Origin of the sequence: Streptomyces piniterrae (genome assembly GCF_005048155.1) — a bacterium.
GTDB classification, from domain to species: domain Bacteria; phylum Actinomycetota; class Actinomycetes; order Streptomycetales; family Streptomycetaceae; genus Streptomyces; species Streptomyces piniterrae.
This window is the reverse complement of the sequence record NZ_SUMB01000010.1, coordinates 65,055-80,775: the sequence shown is the minus strand read 5'-3', so window position 1 is coordinate 80,775 and position 15,721 is coordinate 65,055. Positions and strand designations below refer to the sequence as shown.

Below are 15,721 nucleotides of genomic sequence, written 5' to 3'. Positions count from 1 at the left end.
GCCCACGCGCCCCCGTACCGCCCTCCCCGGCGGTGCGGGGGCGCGGCCTTGTGTGGCCTCCACCGGGCGGCTGTGCCCCGGTGGCGGGGGCCTCGGGACGCACCTAGCGTGCTGTACATGATCGAACTTGAGGGGCTGACCAAGTACTACGGCGACACCCTCGCCGTGGACCACCTCACGTTCACGGTGCGGCCCGGAATGGTCACCGGCTTCCTCGGCCCCAACGGCGCGGGCAAGTCCACGACCATGCGGATGATGCTCGATCTGGACCATCCGACCGAGGGCACGGTCCGGATCGACGGCAAGCACTACCGGCAGCTGAACGACCCGCTGACGTATATCGGCGCGCTGCTGGACGCGAAGGCGGTGCACGGCGGCCGCAGCGCCGTCAACCATCTGCTGTGCCTGGCCCAGAGCAACGGCATTCCGCGCGAGCGGGTCGGCGAGGTGCTGGACACGGTCGGGCTGACCTCGGTGGCCGACAAACGCTCGAAGGGCTTCTCGCTCGGTATGAGCCAGCGGCTCGGTATCGCCGCGGCGCTGCTCGGCGACCCCAAGATCCTGCTGTTCGACGAGCCGGTCAACGGGCTGGACCCCGAGGGCATCCACTGGATCCGCAATCTGATGAAGAACCTCGCGGCCCAGGGACGCACCGTTTTCGTCTCCTCGCACCTGATGAGCGAAATGGCGCTGACCGCGGAGCATTTGGTGGTGATCGGGCAGGGCCGGCTGATGGCGGACATGTCGATGGCGGAATTCATCCAGCAGAACTCGCGGTCGTACGTCCGGATGCGGTCGCCGGAGCCGGAGCGACTGCTGGACGTGCTCCACGTGGAGGGCATCGAGGCGGTGGCGGTCGGCAACGGATCGCTGGAGATCGACGGGGTGCCGGCCGACGAGCTCGGCGGGCTGGCCGCCCGGCATCAGCTGGTCCTGCACGAGCTGAGCCCCCAGCGGGCCTCCCTGGAGGAGGCGTTCATGCGGCTGACGGCCGAGTCGGTGGAGTATCACGCGCACGACGGCGAGCCGGTCGCGGCGTACGCGGGCACGCAGGAGCCGGCCCCGAGCGGCTGGGGCGCGGACTGGCAGAAGAAGGGAAGCTGACGATGGCGGAGGTACCGCGGGTTCTGCGGTCGGAGTGGACCAAGATCAAGTCGGTGCGGTCGACGATGTGGACGCTGGGCACCGCCGTGCTGGTCACCATCGCGCTGGGCATGCTGATCTGCACGCTGGTCAGGGTCGACTTCGGATCGAAGTCCATCAACCAACAGATCACCTTCGACCCGACCAACGTCAGCTTCACCGGGATGACCCTGGGCCAGCTCGCGATGATCGTCTTCGGCGTGCTGGTCGTCGCCAACGAGTACAGCAGCGGCATGATCCGCACCTCGCTCGCCGCCGTACCGCAGCGCGCCACCTTCCTCTTCTGCAAGCTCCTGGTCGCCACCGCGCTGGTCCTCGTCGTCGGCCTGGTGACCAGCTTCGCGGCGTTCTTCGCGGGGCAGGCGGTGCTCGGCGAACACCGGGCGTACCTCAGCGATCCGGGGGTGCTGCGCGCGGTCATCGGCGGCGGCCTCTATATGACGCTGATCGCGCTGTTCTCGATGGCGGTGGCGTCGATGCTGCGCAGCGCGATGCTGTCGCTGGGCGTCCTGATGCCCTTCTTCTTCCTGATCTCCAGCATCCTCGGCAATGTCTCCGCGACCCGGAAACTGGGCCGCTATCTGCCGGACCAGGCGGGCCAGAAGATCATGCAGGTGATCGCGCCGGTCAACGATCCGGTGCCGTACGGGCCGTGGGGCGGGCTCGCGATCATGATGGGGTGGACGGCGGTGGCGCTGGCCGGGGGGTTCCTCGTACTGAAGAAGCGCGACGCGTAGCCGCCGCGCCGGGCCGCGTCGAAGGGATTCCCTCCGGAAGACGAGCGGGCGTCGCGCATCGATCCGGATTGACGGGAACCGTCAACGTGCGGATAGCCTCCTAACTCTCACGGGGGCACGAGGGCGCCTCTGCCCCGACCAATCTCGCGAGGGGCGGAGAATGATCGAGGCAGTCGGCCTGACGAAGCGCTATGGCGCCAAGACGGCCGTGCACAACCTGTCGTTCCAAGTACGGCCGGGCACGGTCACCGGCTTCCTGGGGCCCAACGGCTCCGGCAAGTCGACGACGATGCGCATGATCCTGGGCCTGGACGCCCCGACCTCGGGGCGCGCCACCATCGGCGGCCGCCCCTTCCGCCAGCTTCCCAACGCTCCCCGCCAGGTGGGCGCGCTGCTCGACGCCAAGGCCGTGCACGGCGGCCGCAGCGCGCGCCAGCACCTGCTCTGCCTCGCCCAGCTGTCCGGCATCCCGGCCCGCCGGGTCGACGAGGTGCTCGGCGTGGTCGGCCTCCAGGACGTCGCCAAGCGGCGCTCCAAGGGCTTCTCGCTCGGCATGGGCCAGCGGCTCGGCATCGCCGCGGCGCTGCTCGGCGACCCGCAGGTGCTGCTCTTCGACGAGCCGGTCAACGGCCTCGACCCGGAGGGCATCCTGTGGGTGCGCAACCTGATGAAGCAGCTGGCGGCCGAGGGCCGTACGGTCTTCGTCTCCTCGCACCTGATGAGCGAAATGGCGCTCACCGCCGAGCACTTGATCGTGATCGGCCGCGGCCAGCTGCTGGCCGACATGTCGGTCAAGGACTTCATCTCGGCCAACTCCGCCGATTTCGCCCGGGTGCGCACCCCCGACGGTGAGCCCGAGCAGCGCGAGAAGCTGACCTCGACGCTCGGCGAGGCGGGCGGGCAGGTCGTGGCCGAGAAGGACGGCGCGCTGCGGGTGACCGGGCTGCCGCTCCCCCGGATCAGCGATCTCGCGCATGAGGCCGATGTCCGGCTGTGGGAGCTGTCGCCGCACCAGGCGTCGCTGGAAGAGGCGTATATGCAGCTGACGCAGGGCGCCGTGGACTACCGGTCGACGATCGACCAGCGGGCCGGCCTGCAGGAGGCACCGGCCGGATACGGGATGCCGGGCGGCGCGCCGCAGGGCTATGCCGGTCAGGGGTATCCGCCCGGTATGCCGGGCCAGGGCCAGCCGAACCCGTACGCCCCGCAGGACCCGTACGCCCAGCAGGCGCCGCCCGCCGCCGCTCCCGGGCAGGGGTATCCGCCGCCCGCCCAGGGGCAGCCGTACGGCGCGCCCCACCCGTACGGGCAGCAGCCGCAGGCCCCCGCGCAGACCGCACCCGCCCCACAGCCCGCACCGATCGAGGACGCCCGATGACCACCCCTCAGCAGCCGCAGCACCAGCCGCAGCCTGAGCCGAACGCCCCCGGCGCCGCGCAGGCTCAGCCGATGCCGCCCGCCCCGCCCATGCCGCCGGCCGCACCGCCGGCCGCGCCCCAGCAGCCGCAGCAGCAGGACCAGCCTCCGGCGGGCCCCACGCTCGCCAAGGAGGCGGGCACGATGATGCTCCAGGCCCAGCAGGCGCCGGAGCAGAACGGCCCCGCCAAGGAGGCCGGCACGATGATGCTCCAGGCGCAGCCGCTGCCCGAGGCGCAGTCGCAGCAGGCTCCGCAGCACCAGCAGGCTCCGCAGCCGCAGGCCCCGCAGCCCCTCGCGGCTCATGGGCCGGGCGGTCAGGCCCAGGGCGCGGGCGGCGGCACGATGATGCTCCAGGCCGCCCAGCCCCCGGCCCAGTCGCCCCAGCAGCAGCCCCAGCCCGCGTACGCCGGGGCCGGTGCGCCGCAGGGCCAGGTCCCCCAGCAGGGCCAGCCCCCGCAGGGTCAGCCCCCGCAGCAGGCGGCCCCCAACTGGCAGGCCGGCGGCGCCGGTTATGTCTCGCCGATCCCGGTACGCAGTACCCACCTCGGTCATGCGCTGGCCTCCGAGTGGACGAAGATCCGCTCGGTGCGCTCGACGATCTGGACGCTGAGCGTCATGGTCGTCTTGATCGTCGGCATCGGTCTGATGACCGCGCTCGCCCTGAGCAGCCCGGACCGCCAGGTGCACCCGAAGCTCGGGTTCTCGTTCCTCGGCGTCCTGCTGGGCACCCTGGGCATCATCCCGCTGGGTGTCCTGGTGATCTCCTCCGAGTACGGCACGGGGATGATCCGCACCACGATGACCGCGTGCCCCAGCCGGGCACGGGTGCTCACGGCCAAGGCGATCGTCTTCTTCGCCCTGGCCTTCGTCATCACGACCGTCAGCACGACCCTCGTCGCGCTGATCTTCAACGGCATGGTGTACGGCCCGGACGCCACCAGTGACCAGTGGCTGCGGGCCACCGTGGGCGTCGGCCTGTACGTCTCGATGCTCGGCCTGCTGGCCCTGGCCGTGGGCTCGTTGCTGCGGCACTCCGCGGGCGCCATCAGCGCCATGCTCGGGGTGGTGCTGCTGCCCATGCTGCTCGCGGTGTTCATGATCGGCTCGGAGAGCCTCAGGGACCTCAGCGAGGCCCTCATCACGTACTCGATTCCCAACTCGCTGGCGACGCTCTACGACAACCCGTTCCTCGGTACGGAATCGGGCCCGCAGGGCTGGACCCCGCTGTGGATCCTCACCGGCGTGACCGCCGTGGTGTTGGGCGGCGCCTTCGCCGCACAGTCCCAGCGCGACGTGTAGGACGCGACGCACAACGACGCGGGACGCGTCGACCGCTCAGTATCTGGGGGCGTTTCGGGACCGCTGGAGCCGCGCGCTCCGGCGGTCCCGTGCGTTCCAGCACGCTTTGTGCCAGTGTCTGCGGTCGTCGACATCGCCGTCCTGCGGCCAGGCCACCACATGCGGCACGCCGGGCGGGATCTCCTGGTCGCAGCCGGGGCAGCGGTAGTGCTTGGCGGCCCCGCCGCCGCCGATCTGCCGGACGACCCAGTCCTCGCCGCGCCACTCCTCCGTCTTTTCCAGGCCGTAACGGTCCCCGCCGGTGCGGTCGGTGGGCTTCGCACCGCCCCGCTGGCGGTTTCGACGCGGAGACACTGTGCACCTCGGGAAATCTCTGGGGTCACGGGCTGTCACCAGCGTACGCGGCTGGGTGGCCGGAACGTACTGCCCGTTGCGTTTCTGCGATCATCGGGAAATTTGGCCCGCAGGCCGTGCCCTTGGCACGTGTCAGACGTTGTTGCCTGTAAGGGGGGAGTCGCGTCGGCTGCGAGGAGGCAGAGAGCGATGCGCGTTGGGGCTTTCATCCTGGCCGCTCAATTCCCGGGTCAGGGACAAGGGGAAGCACTGCACCGCGCGGTGCGCTCCGCGGAGGTCGCGGAACAGTCCGGTCTCGATGCCGTCTGGCTGGCGGAGCACCACTTCGTCCCCTACGGCGTCTGCCCGAATGCGGTGACCCTGGCAGCGCTGCTGCTGGGCCGGACCCGCCGGATCGGCGTCGGTACGGCCGTCAGCGTACTGCCCACCCAGCATCCGGTGGCGCTCGGTGAGCAGGCGGCGCTGCTGCATCTCACCTCCGGAGGCCGCTTCACGCTCGGCGTCGGCCGGGGCGGCCCGTGGGTGGATCTGGAGGTCTTCGGCACCGGTCTCGCGGCGTACGACCACGGCTTCCCCGAGTCCCTCGACCTGTTGTTGCGCTGGCTGCGCGAGCCCCGGGTCGGCGCGGCGGGCGAGCGCTACGCGTTCCGTGAGGTGGCGGTGGTACCGCGGCCGGATCAGGCGCTGGACTTCCCGGACTCCGCCGGTGCCGCTAATCCGGGGCCGCCGGTGGTGCTGGCCTGCACCTCGCCCGCGTCGGTCCGGCGGGCCGCCGAGCGCGGGCTGCCGATGCTGCTGGGCATGCACTGCGGCGACGACGAGAAGGCGGAGATGGTCGCGCTGTGGCGGACGGCCGCGCGGGAGGCCGGCCGGGACGCCGACGAGGTGGCCGCGGTCGAGCATGTCTCGGCGGGTGTGGTGCAGATCGCCGACGCCCGCAGGGACGCCAAGGAGACGCTGACGAAGGCGATGCCCGGCTGGCTGCAGCAGGGGCTGGGCGCGCATGTGACGGTCGACGGCCGCTATCGCGCGATGCGTGATCCGGTGGCTTATACGGAGCTGTTGTGCGGGCTGCACCCGGTGGGCGAGCCCCGGCTGTGCGCGGACCGGTTGGCGGCGACCGCGGAGCGGACCGGTATCAGCAGGTTCGCGCTGCTGGTCGAGGGCTCCGGCGATCTCGCCGCCACCGAGGAGAACGTCCGCCGGCTCGGGGCCGAGGTCCTGCCGCAGCTGGGGTGACTCCAGGGGGACATCGGCCGGCGGTGCGGTGTGCTGCCGCTGGCGCATGGGCCTCGTACGTGCCCACGCCAAGGGGCGCAGCGGCAGCAACTCCGATCAGCAGTCGCGCAGTTCGGGCGACTGGTTCAGCAGCTGACCCCGAATGGAGGTGAATCGGGCCAGGCGGTCGTCCACCACCGGGTCGAGCGGGAAGACCGCGACACGGTGGCAGTTCTGGAAGGCGAGTCGCACCCCGAAGTGGCGCTCCAACGAACCGCGTATGGCGTCACTCGCCAGCGCGCGCAGCAGCTGGCCGCGCGCCTGCTCGTCCGGCGGAGGCGTCTGATTGTCGGCGAACTCGCCGCCGTCCACCTTCAGCTGAGCCACCAGAGAGCTGATCATCCCCCATGCGTAGGGCAGGGAGTTCCGGACGCAGTCGACAAATGCGGCTTCGTCGACCTCGCCTCGCTCGGCCTGTTCGAGGAGGGCCGGTGAGACGTCGAGCGACATGAGGTTCTCCTCTCGCGGCCCCGCCGGGACGGGACCTCAGGGATGGGACAAGGGGAATTCGCGACAGAGCGTGTTCGCCTCACGACCCCCTGCTTCAACGGTATGCCGCGCAAGAGGCCCGCACCAGGAGATTGCACATACAACCGGCCATTACCGAACGCCTGGGGTGCGGGGGTTTCCGCCGTAAAAGCACAGTGATCCACAGGCGAATCGCGTCGGTGCCCTCCGGTCGAGTAGCGTGGCGCACCATGCGTCTCGTCATCGCCCGCTGCTCCGTCGACTACGCGGGCCGGCTCACTGCCCACCTCCCGTCGGCCCCCCGCCTCATCCTGGTGAAAGCGGACGGCTCCGTCTCCATTCACGCGGACGACAGGGCCTACAAACCGCTCAACTGGATGTCCCCGCCCTGTTCCCTCAAGGAGGGGGACGGCAGTGTGTGGACGGTGGAGAACAAGGGCGGCGAGAAGCTCATCATCACCCTGGAGGAGGTCCTGCACGACTCCTCGCACGAACTCGGCGTCGACCCCGGCCTCATCAAGGACGGTGTGGAGGCGCACCTCCAGGAGTTGCTCGCGGACCGGATCGAAACCCTCGGCGAGGGTTATTCGCTGATTCGGCGTGAATACCCCACCGCTATCGGACCGGTGGATATCTTGTGCCGGGACGCCGATGGCCAGACCGTCGCCGTCGAGATCAAACGGCGTGGCGAGATCGATGGTGTGGAACAGCTCACCCGCTATCTCGAACTCCTCAACCGGGACCCGCACTTGGCCCCGGTGAAGGGCGTTTTCGCAGCTCAGGAGATCAAGCCGCAGGCACGAGTGCTGGCGACCGACCGCGGTATGAGCTGTGTGGTGCTGGATTACGACGCGCTGCGCGGCATCGAGGACGACAAGCTGCGGCTGTTCTGATTCTTCGGCCCGACGGGGCACCCGCGGTGCACCCCGCGGGCCCGCGGTGAACACACCCACGCAAACGGCCCGGTACGCGGCCGGACCGCCGTGATGGCGGCCGGATCCGTACCGGGCCGTTGTGCTGTCCGTCGTGGCCGCCCCGGGGGCGTCAGGCGGTGGGGGTGTCCTCGTCGGCGGGCGGGCTGCCCTCGGCGGACGAGGACGTGCCGTCGGCGGGCGCCGCCTCGGAGGCCGGCGGGCCGGACGCGCTGGTCGTCGTCTGCGGGGACTGGGTGGTCGGGCTGCCCGTGGGATCGTCGGTCGGCGTGGGGTCCGTGGGATCGCCGGTCGGCTCGTCGGTGGGAGTCGGGGTCGGCTTGTTCGTCGGCTTGTGGGTCGGCGTGGGCTCGGCGGTGGGGCTGGTGGGCCGGCTGGTCGGCCCGGTGGGCCCGGGGGGCGGACCCGTCGGCCCGGCGCTGGGGCCGGTCGGCGAGCCGCTGGTGGTGGGCCCGTCGGACGACGGGGACGGGCTGTTCTTGCGGCTCGGGGTGCCGGCCTTGGAGGAGTGGGAGCCGGACGGCGGCAGGCTCGACCCGAAGTCGTCGCCGGGCTGCTGGTCGCCGCTGTCGTCCGTGGTCTGCTCGGTGGTGACCTTGTCGCCCTCGGCGCCGTCGCCGCCGGACGTCATGCCGATCGTCACGACGGTGCCGAGCACGGCCACCAGCAGCGCGCCGGCACCCGCGGCGACCAGGTTGCGCCGGGCGCCACGGGGCGCCTGCCGGCCGGCCCGGGTGTCCGTGCCGTCGCCATCGGAGCCGGCGGCGGCCGCCGCGAGAGCCGTGGTCGGTGCGGTGACCGCGGTGACGGGGGCGACGGCGGCGACGGGGGTGGCCCGGTTGGCGACCGTCGGTGCGGAATCGTCGGCGCGCGGGGCCCGCAGCACCGTGGTCGGCACGCCCTCGGCGGGCGTGGGGTTCGCGTCCGGTGCGGGCGCGCCGGCCGTGACCTTGGGGAAGCCGGTCTTCGGAGTGGTGCCGGAGGCGGCCCTCGTACGGTCCGTGACCAGGGCGAGTGCCCGTCGTCCGGCGACCGCGCCATTGCGGTCGGAGAGCACCCCGCGCAGTCCTATGGACGCCTCCAGCTCGGCGCGCGCCCGGTCGAGACTGCCGGTGCACAGCGCCAGCACGCCCAGTTCGTGGTGGAAGTACGCCTCTTCGGCGACCTCGCCGGCCAGCCGCGCGGCCTCCTGGCCGTGCCGCAGGCTGCGCTCCCAGGCGCTCCAGTGCAGGGCCGCGGCGAACGCGGGGGCGGCCGTGTGGGCGAGCAGCACCGCGGCGCTGGCATGGCCGGTCTCGCGGCTGCCGGTCAGCACGCCCATCGCGGCCAGCACCGCGTCGGACTCGGCGGCGGCCCGCTCCGGGGTGACCGAGGGGTGCCCGGCCCACCAGGCGTAGTGCTGGGCGGCGGTGTGGGCCCGCGCGGCGGCGCCCGCTGCGTAGCCCGCGGCCGTCAGCTGTTCCTGGACGGTCGCGGCGAGCCGGTAGTGGGTGCCGGCCGGGCTGATCAGGCCGCAGCCCAGCAGATCGCCGAGGGCGGCGTCGGCGTGGGTGTCCTGGGTGAGCGCGGGCAGATGCGCCTGGTGCGGCAGCTCGCCGCCGAGGGCGACCGCGAAGCGCAGCGTCTCCTGGGCGGCGGCGCCGAGCCGCTCGGCGAGCAGCGGTGCGGGCGAGGTGGCCGCGCCGAGGGACGGCAGCGGGACGGGCAGCTCAGCGGGGTCGGCGGGGTCCGGGGCCGTGGCTCCGGTGGCCGTGGACTCGTCGGGGAACAGGCCGTATCCGTCGTCGAGCGCGCCGGGTCCGGCCCGCACTTCGTCGCGCTGCCGCAGCAGGGCCGCGGCCTGCACGAAGCGCAGCGGCAGCCCCTCGGACTCGAACCACAGGTCGGCGGCCCAGGCTTCCTCGTCGTCGGTGAGCGGCCGGTCCACGGCGCGCTCCAGCAGCCGTGTGCAGGCGTCGCGGCCGAGGCCGCCGACGAAGACCTCTTCGAGGTGCGAGTCGGGGCTGGGGGCCGCGACGTCCGGGGTGGCGGCGATCAGGAAGGCGCACTCGGGGGTCGCGGCGAGCAGCTCGTCGAGTGCGGCACCGCCGAATTCCAGGTCGTCGAGGACGACGATCGCGCCGATGCCGGCGAGCAGCCGGCGCAGCTCGGGGCGGTCGGGGCGGTGCTGGGGGGCGTCGTAGACGGCGGTGAAGAGCGCGTGGAGCAGGTCGGTGGAGGTGCGGTGGTAGCCGGAGAGCCGGACGACGCCGTCGGGGGCGACATCGGCGCAGGCGGTGGCGACGGCGTCCAGCAGCCGGGTGCGGCCCGATCCTGAGGGGCCGGTCAGGCGTACGGAGCGGCCGCGGGACAGCAGCCGTACCAGGCGTTCGATCTCCTCGGAGCGCTCCTCCAGGGGGATCTCGTGCCCGGCGAAACCGGGCTGGGCCGGGGGCAGCGGGGGCGCCGCGGCATGGGCGGCCTCGGTGCGCTCCTGCGGGCTGCGCTTCCCGGGTTCGGCGGGGCGCTCCCCGGGCGGACAGGGCTCCACCTCGCTGCCGTCGACGGGGTTGACGGTGACCAGGTAGTTGCCGGCGACGAGCCGGACCACACGGGCCTGCCCGCCGGAACCGCCCGGCCCGCCGGAACCGCCTTGCGGGCCGCCGAACGCGGGTGCCGGCGGCAGGGCGGGTCGGCCCTGCGCGCCGTGCTCCTCAGGTCCCCGGTGGGTGTTCGGGTCCATGCTGACTGCTCCCAGTGACGTGCCGACTGCTCCTCCGGCCGTCCGCACTCCCCCGGCTCCGGCCGGTTCGTCCTCAGCCGTCGCGTCTGGTCCGGTCCCGCCGTGGCCGATGGCATACGCCGGGGAACCGAACCATAGACCGGGAGAGCGGATCGACGCATCGCCGGGGGCCGGTACTGACCGGAACCTCCGGGTGTGGCGGAGCTCCTTCGCTTTTGCGGCGTTTCGGCCGTCCGGCCTCGGCCGACCGGGACCGCTCCCGGCCGCCGTCGCGACCGGCGCCTCAGACCCGAGGAAGCGATTCCGCTTCGATACCGCCCTCGATGGCGAGGATGCGGTGCAGCCGGGTGGCGACCAGGAGCCGCTGCATCTGGGGCGGCACCCCGCGCAGCACCAGCCGGCGGTTGACCCGGCCCGCGCGCCGGTGCGCCCCCATGATCACTCCGAGGCCGGTGGCGTCCCACGAATCCAGTTCGGTCAGGTCCAGCACGAGGTCACCGCGACCGGAGTCGACGGCGGTGTGCAGGGCCGTACGGGCGTCCGCCGCGCTGCGGACGTCGAGGCGGCCCCCGACGACCAGCTCGACGTGGTCGCCCCTGATGTGCATATGCGCTCCCCGAAGTGGTGGGTATTCGTGCCTTGAGGTCTACAGAACTGACTGCCTCTCATGCGGACAAGTTGCCGCCTGTAAGCGAACCGATACCGAATTCACCCGGTGGGGTGACCCCCCGGATTCACTCGTCCGGGGGACTTGACGCGGTATCAGTGCGCGTAGAAGCCCTGCCCACTCTTGCGGCCGATGTCACCTGCGTCGACCATGCGCCGCATGAGCTCCGGCGGCGCGAACTTCTCGTCCTGGGACTCGGTGTAGATGTTGCTGGTGGCGTGCAGCAGGATGTCGACGCCCGTCAGATCGGCGGTGGCCAGCGGTCCCATCGCATGGCCGAAGCCCAGCTTGCAGGCGATGTCGATGTCCTCGGCGCTCGCCACGCCCGATTCGTACAGCTTGGCGGCCTCGACGACCAGCGCCGAGATCAGCCGGGTGGTGACGAAACCGGCGACGTCGCGGTTGACGACGATGCAGGTCTTGCCGACGGACTCGGCGAACTCCCGGGCGGCGGCGAGGGTTTCGTCACTGGTCTTGTAACCCCGCACGAGCTCGCACAGTTGCATCATCGGCACCGGCGAGAAGAAGTGCGCGCCGACGACCCGCTCGGGGCGGGAGGTGGCCGCGGCGATCTTCGTGATCGGGATGGCGGAGGTGTTGGAGGCCAGCACCGCGTCATCCTTGGCGATCTTGTCCAGCGCCTGGAAGATCTCCCGCTTGACCTCGATCTTCTCGAAGACCGCCTCGACGACGATATCGGCGTCGGCGACGGCGTCGAGGTCGGTCGTGGTGGTGATGCGGGCCAGCGCCTGCTCGGCGGCGGACGCGTCCAGCTTGCCCTTGCCGACGAACTTCTCGTACGACGCCTCGATGCCGCCCTTGCCGCGGGCCAGCGCCTCATCCGTCACATCGCGGAGGACGACGTCCCAGCCTGCCTGAGCGGAGACCTGCGCGATACCGGAACCCATGAGTCCGGCGCCGATGACGGCGAGCTTCCTTGCCACTGCTGTCCCCTAACACCCTGTGCACTTAACGGCTCTCAAGGTGACGTTAGCGCTCGTGAGCGATCCTTTGGTGGGTAAGAGATGCGCGTCACGTCTCAGATGACGGACTTCACACCGCCGATGGGCGGACATCGACCGGAAACCGGCGAGACGGACGTCACTCGGCCGCACGTACGGCGTAGTTGAGGACCTTTTCGCTCAGAAGATCCTCCATTTCGTCCAGCAGTACGAGCATCTCGCGGGAGACGACGGCGGGCTCACGGCCGGCGGTCATCTCCCGGACGATGGCGGCCATCAAGGTCTGATGCACCCAGTCGATCTGGCCGGCCATCAGACCGGGCATCGGATCGTCGTCCGCCGCGCCCGTCTCCCGCCGGAGGGTGGCCACCAGCTCGTCGTACTGCTCCCGCTGCAGGGACGACAGGCGTGCCTGGAGGGCGGCCGACCCGTTGACGACCTTCATGAAGCGATCGAAGCCCTCGGCGAGTCCGATCTGGGGCGAGACGCTCTCCACCTCCTCGCGCAGCTCGCGCAGTACGGCGACGGCGGCCGACTCCCCCGCGCGCCGGGCCCGTACGAACCGCGACAGCCGGTCGACCAGGGCCTTGCCGCGGTCCAGGAAGAGGTCCTCCTTGGCCGGGAAGTAGTTGTACACGGTGTTGACGGAGACGTCCGAGGCCTCGGCGATCTCCGCGATGGTCACCGCGTCGAAGCCGCGCTCCAGGAAGAGGCCGGTGGCCATGTCCGAGATGTACTGGCGGGTCTGCCGCTTCTTCCGTTCCCTGAGTCCCTCTGCCATGGCCTCACTCTACCCTTCGCTGGGCTCAATGAAATTTTGGGCACATTGCAATTTTTAAGTCCCTCTGTTTTTCTGTGGGCATGCCCGTACTCAGCACGTCCGGACTCGCCCGGACCTTCACCACCAAAAACGGCCCCGTCGACGCCGTACGCGGTATCGACCTCACCGCCGAGCGCGGTGAGATCCTCGGCTTCCTCGGCCCCAACGGCGCCGGCAAGACCACCACCCTGCGGATGCTCACCACCCTGCTCGCACCCACCGGCGGCACCGCGACCGTCGCCGGCCGCGACCTCGTCCGCGACCCGGCGGGGGTGCGCCGCGCCACCGGCTACGTCGCCCAGTCCGGCGGCGTCGACCCGAGCGTCTCGGTACGCGAGGAACTGGTCACCCAGGCCCGCCTCTACCGCCTCGGCAAGGCCCAAGCCCTCGCCCGTACCGAGGAGTTGGCCGCCGACCTCGGCCTGACCGAGCTGCTGGACCGCAGGACCGCCGCGCTCTCCGGCGGCCAGCGGCGCCGGCTGGACATCGCGATGGGGCTCACCCACCGCCCCGAGGTGCTGTTCCTCGACGAGCCGACCACCGGTCTCGACCCCGGAAGCCGCGCCGACCTGTGGGAGCTGATCCGCCGGATCCGCGCCGACCACGGCACCACCGTCTTCCTGACCACCCACTACCTCGACGAGGCCGACGCGCTCGCCGACCGGCTGGTGATCGTCGACAGGGGCGTGGTCGTCGCCGAGGGCACCCCCGACTCCCTCAAGCGCACCCACGCCGGCTCCCCCGACGCGTCCCTCCAGGACGCCTTCCTCGCCATCACCGGCCGCCCTTCCGCACCCCAGGACCAGACCCCCGTAGCCGTCTAGGAGCCCCCATGCCCACCTTTCTCTCCGACACCGCGCTGGTCTTCGGGCGCTACGCCCGCCAGACCCTGCGCTCCAAGCTCCAGATACTCTTCGGCGTCCTCATGCCGCTGCTGTACCTGCTCTTCTTCGGTCCGCTGCTGACCGATCTGCCACTTTCCTCGGCCGGCAGCTCCTGGCAGCTGCTGGTGCCCGGTCTGCTGCTCCAACTCGGCCTGTTCGGGGCCGCGTTCTGCGGTTTCGGCATCATCATCGAGAAGCAGCACGGAGTCGTGGAGCGGATGCGGGTGACACCGGTGAGCCGGCTCGCGCTGCTGCTGGGACGCGTACTGCGCGACGCGCTGCTCTTCGTCTTCCAGTCCGCGCTGCTGGTGCTGGCCGCGCTGGCCATGGGCCTGCGCGCGCCACTGGCCGGCATCCTCATCGGCTTCGCGTTCGTCGCCCTGCTGACCGTCTCGCTCGCGTCGCTGTCCTACGCGCTGGCGCTGAAGGTCACCACCCCGCAGGAGTTCGCACCGGTCATCAACGCGGTCACCATGCCCTCGATGCTGCTCTCCGGGCTGATGCTGCCGATGACACTGGGCCCCACGTGGCTCGATGTGCTGTCGCACTTCATGCCGTTCCGTTATCTCGTGGACGCGGTACGGGCGGCGTACGTCGGTTCCTACGCCTCCTCGGCCATGCTCTACGGCGTCCTGGTCGCGCTCGTGCTCGCCGCCGTATCGCTGGCCGTCTGCACCCGCACCTTCCGCAGGGCCGCGGCGTAGGCTCGCCACCATGGTGAATCTGACGCGCATCTACACCCGCACCGGCGACAAGGGCACCACCGCCCTCGGCGACATGAGCCGCACCGCCAAGACCGATTCGCGGATCTCGGCGTACGCGGACGCCAACGAGGCCAACGCGGCGATCGGCGTCGCGCTGGCACTGGGCTCGCTGCCCCAGGACGTCGCGGCGGTACTGCTGCGCGTACAGAACGACCTCTTCGACGTCGGAGCCGACCTGTCGACGCCGGTGGTGGAGAACCCCGAGTTCCCGCCGCTGCGCGTCGAACAGGCTTACATCGACAAGCTGGAGGCCGACTGCGACCGCTTCCTCGCGGACCTGGAGAAGCTGCGCAGCTTCATCCTCCCGGGCGGCACCGCGGGCGCCGCGCTGCTGCACCAGGCATGCACCGTCGTACGCCGCGCGGAGCGCTCGACCTGGGCGGCCTTCGAGGAACACGGCGAGACCATGAACCCGCTCACCGCCACCTACCTCAACCGCCTCTCCGACCTGCTGTTCATTCTGGCCCGGACGGCGAACAAGGAGGTCGGGGACGTGCTGTGGGTGCCGGGCGGGGAGCGCTGAGGCGGACGGACGCGATCCCGGGCGAGGCGCGCTAGCGACCGCCGCCCGTGAGCGAGTGCCCCCGCTCGTCCGTCCGCTCCATGGCCGGTGCTCGCTTCGGCCAGATCGTGTAGCTGGTCGCGATCACCAGGTTGATCCCGATCAGCCACAGCATCCTGCTCTGCCAGCCGCGCAGCGAGGTGGTCTGCGCGGGGTCGCCCACGTACCAGGCCGCGGCCTGGAGCAGACCGATCGCGATCAGCGCGGCGAGGATCCAGCGGCCGGCCGTCCGCCACTCGTACACCGTGCGCGCCGTCCCGTAGCGCGGCGGCTTCACCGGGGGCGGGCCGCCCGCGAAGCGGTGGGCGAAGCGGGCGTCCACCCACTTGACCGTGCGGTGGCCGAGCGCGACGGAGAAGCCGATGTAGATGGCGGCCAGGCCGTGCTTGATGTCGGCCTGTGCGCCGTTCTTGAGGTCGACGGCGGTGGCGATCAGGAGGACGAGTTCCAGCAGCGGCTCCAGCAGCAGTACGGCGGCGCCGGTACGCGGCATCCGAGCCAGATAGCGCAGGCTCAGCCCGCCGGCCAGCAGTACCCAGAAGCCGACCTCGCAGATGATGATCAGCGTGACGATCACGAATTCTCCTCCTCGCGGGAACTGCCTCCAGCCTCCGCCGGGAAACAGCCGCCCGCGTCGTCGCCCGCGACGATCCCTGCCTGCATCTTTCGATGTAGGCGCGGGCGGTCCGGGCTCCCCCGGGGCGTGGAGG

At 71.2% G+C, this 15,721-nt stretch carries 16 protein-coding genes; 9 read left to right on the top strand and 7 right to left on the bottom strand.

All coding sequences use genetic code 11. The annotated features are described in order from the left end of the window. The first annotated feature begins 117 nt into the window (after window positions 1-117). The 4 genes from FCH28_RS26275 (at window position 118) to FCH28_RS26260 (ending at window position 4,598) form a co-directional block, all read left to right on the top strand. Window positions 118-1,104, top strand: a complete 987-nt coding sequence (locus FCH28_RS26275; RefSeq protein ID WP_136742634.1) for an ABC transporter ATP-binding protein — start codon at window positions 118-120, stop codon at window positions 1,102-1,104. Between the two features lie 2 nt (window positions 1,105-1,106). Beyond that, window positions 1,107-1,880: an ABC transporter permease gene (locus FCH28_RS26270; RefSeq protein ID WP_136742633.1), complete on the top strand. Its 774-nt coding sequence runs from the start codon at window positions 1,107-1,109 to the stop codon at window positions 1,878-1,880. Between the two features lie 160 nt (window positions 1,881-2,040). Further along, window positions 2,041-3,258, top strand: a complete 1,218-nt coding sequence (locus FCH28_RS26265; RefSeq protein WP_136742632.1) for an ABC transporter ATP-binding protein — start codon at window positions 2,041-2,043, stop codon at window positions 3,256-3,258. Further along, complete coding sequence (locus FCH28_RS26260) at window positions 3,255-4,598, top strand: ABC transporter permease (RefSeq protein ID WP_136742631.1); 1,344 nt, start codon at window positions 3,255-3,257, stop codon at window positions 4,596-4,598. The genes FCH28_RS26265 and FCH28_RS26260 overlap by 4 nt, the downstream gene beginning before the upstream one ends. 36 nt (window positions 4,599-4,634) lie before the next feature. On the opposite strand, the gene FCH28_RS26255 is transcribed toward FCH28_RS26260, so the two are convergent. Next, window positions 4,635-4,952, bottom strand: a complete 318-nt coding sequence (locus tag FCH28_RS26255) for an ATP/GTP-binding protein (protein ID WP_136742630.1) — start codon at window positions 4,950-4,952, stop codon at window positions 4,635-4,637. Between the two features lie 189 nt (window positions 4,953-5,141). Here FCH28_RS26255 and FCH28_RS26250 point away from each other — a divergent pair, with 189 nt between their 5' ends. Beyond that, a complete protein-coding gene (locus FCH28_RS26250) occupies window positions 5,142-6,191 on the top strand; it encodes an LLM class flavin-dependent oxidoreductase (RefSeq protein ID WP_136742629.1) in 1,050 nt (349 codons plus the stop codon). Between the two features lie 96 nt (window positions 6,192-6,287). Here FCH28_RS26250 and FCH28_RS26245 read toward each other — a convergent pair whose 3' ends face one another. Next, entirely contained in the window at window positions 6,288-6,680 is a 393-nt protein-coding gene (locus FCH28_RS26245; RefSeq protein WP_136742628.1) for an SCO5389 family protein, read from the bottom strand. 248 nt (window positions 6,681-6,928) lie between these two features. On the opposite strand from FCH28_RS26245, the gene nucS reads away from it, so the two are divergent. Beyond that, on the top strand, window positions 6,929-7,591 hold the full coding sequence (nucS, locus tag FCH28_RS26240) for an endonuclease NucS (RefSeq protein ID WP_187363928.1): 663 nt from the start codon (window positions 6,929-6,931) through the stop codon (window positions 7,589-7,591). 151 nt (window positions 7,592-7,742) lie between these two features. On the opposite strand, the gene FCH28_RS26235 is transcribed toward nucS, so the two are convergent. From FCH28_RS26235 to FCH28_RS26220, 4 genes are all read right to left on the bottom strand, one after another. After that, entirely contained in the window at window positions 7,743-10,352 is a 2,610-nt protein-coding gene (locus FCH28_RS26235; protein ID WP_136742626.1) for an ATP-binding protein, read from the bottom strand. A gap of 283 nt (window positions 10,353-10,635) precedes the next feature. Beyond that, complete coding sequence (locus FCH28_RS26230) at window positions 10,636-10,959, bottom strand: STAS domain-containing protein (RefSeq protein WP_136742625.1); 324 nt, start codon at window positions 10,957-10,959, stop codon at window positions 10,636-10,638. Between the two features lie 155 nt (window positions 10,960-11,114). Then, a complete protein-coding gene (locus FCH28_RS26225; protein WP_136742624.1) occupies window positions 11,115-11,963 on the bottom strand; it encodes a 3-hydroxyacyl-CoA dehydrogenase family protein in 849 nt (282 codons plus the stop codon). 157 nt (window positions 11,964-12,120) lie between these two features. After that, entirely contained in the window at window positions 12,121-12,762 is a 642-nt protein-coding gene (locus FCH28_RS26220; protein ID WP_136742623.1) for a TetR/AcrR family transcriptional regulator, read from the bottom strand. An 80-nt stretch (window positions 12,763-12,842) separates the two neighbouring features. Between FCH28_RS26220 and FCH28_RS26215 the strand changes: the two genes are divergently transcribed. The 3 genes from FCH28_RS26215 to FCH28_RS26205 are packed head-to-tail and all read left to right on the top strand — an operon-like array spanning window position 12,843 to window position 14,972. Then, entirely contained in the window at window positions 12,843-13,625 is a 783-nt protein-coding gene (locus FCH28_RS26215) for an ABC transporter ATP-binding protein (RefSeq protein ID WP_136742622.1), read from the top strand. A gap of 8 nt (window positions 13,626-13,633) precedes the next feature. Further along, window positions 13,634-14,389 carry an ABC transporter permease gene (locus tag FCH28_RS26210; protein WP_136742621.1) on the top strand — a complete coding sequence of 252 codons (756 nt, stop codon included), beginning with the start codon at window positions 13,634-13,636 and terminating at the stop codon, window positions 14,387-14,389. Between the two features lie 10 nt (window positions 14,390-14,399). Further along, on the top strand, window positions 14,400-14,972 hold the full coding sequence (locus tag FCH28_RS26205; protein WP_136742620.1) for a cob(I)yrinic acid a,c-diamide adenosyltransferase: 573 nt from the start codon (window positions 14,400-14,402) through the stop codon (window positions 14,970-14,972). A 31-nt stretch (window positions 14,973-15,003) separates the two neighbouring features. Here FCH28_RS26205 and FCH28_RS26200 read toward each other — a convergent pair whose 3' ends face one another. Next, entirely contained in the window at window positions 15,004-15,588 is a 585-nt protein-coding gene (locus FCH28_RS26200; protein ID WP_136742619.1) for a hypothetical protein, read from the bottom strand. Window positions 15,589-15,721: the final 133 nt, after the last annotated feature.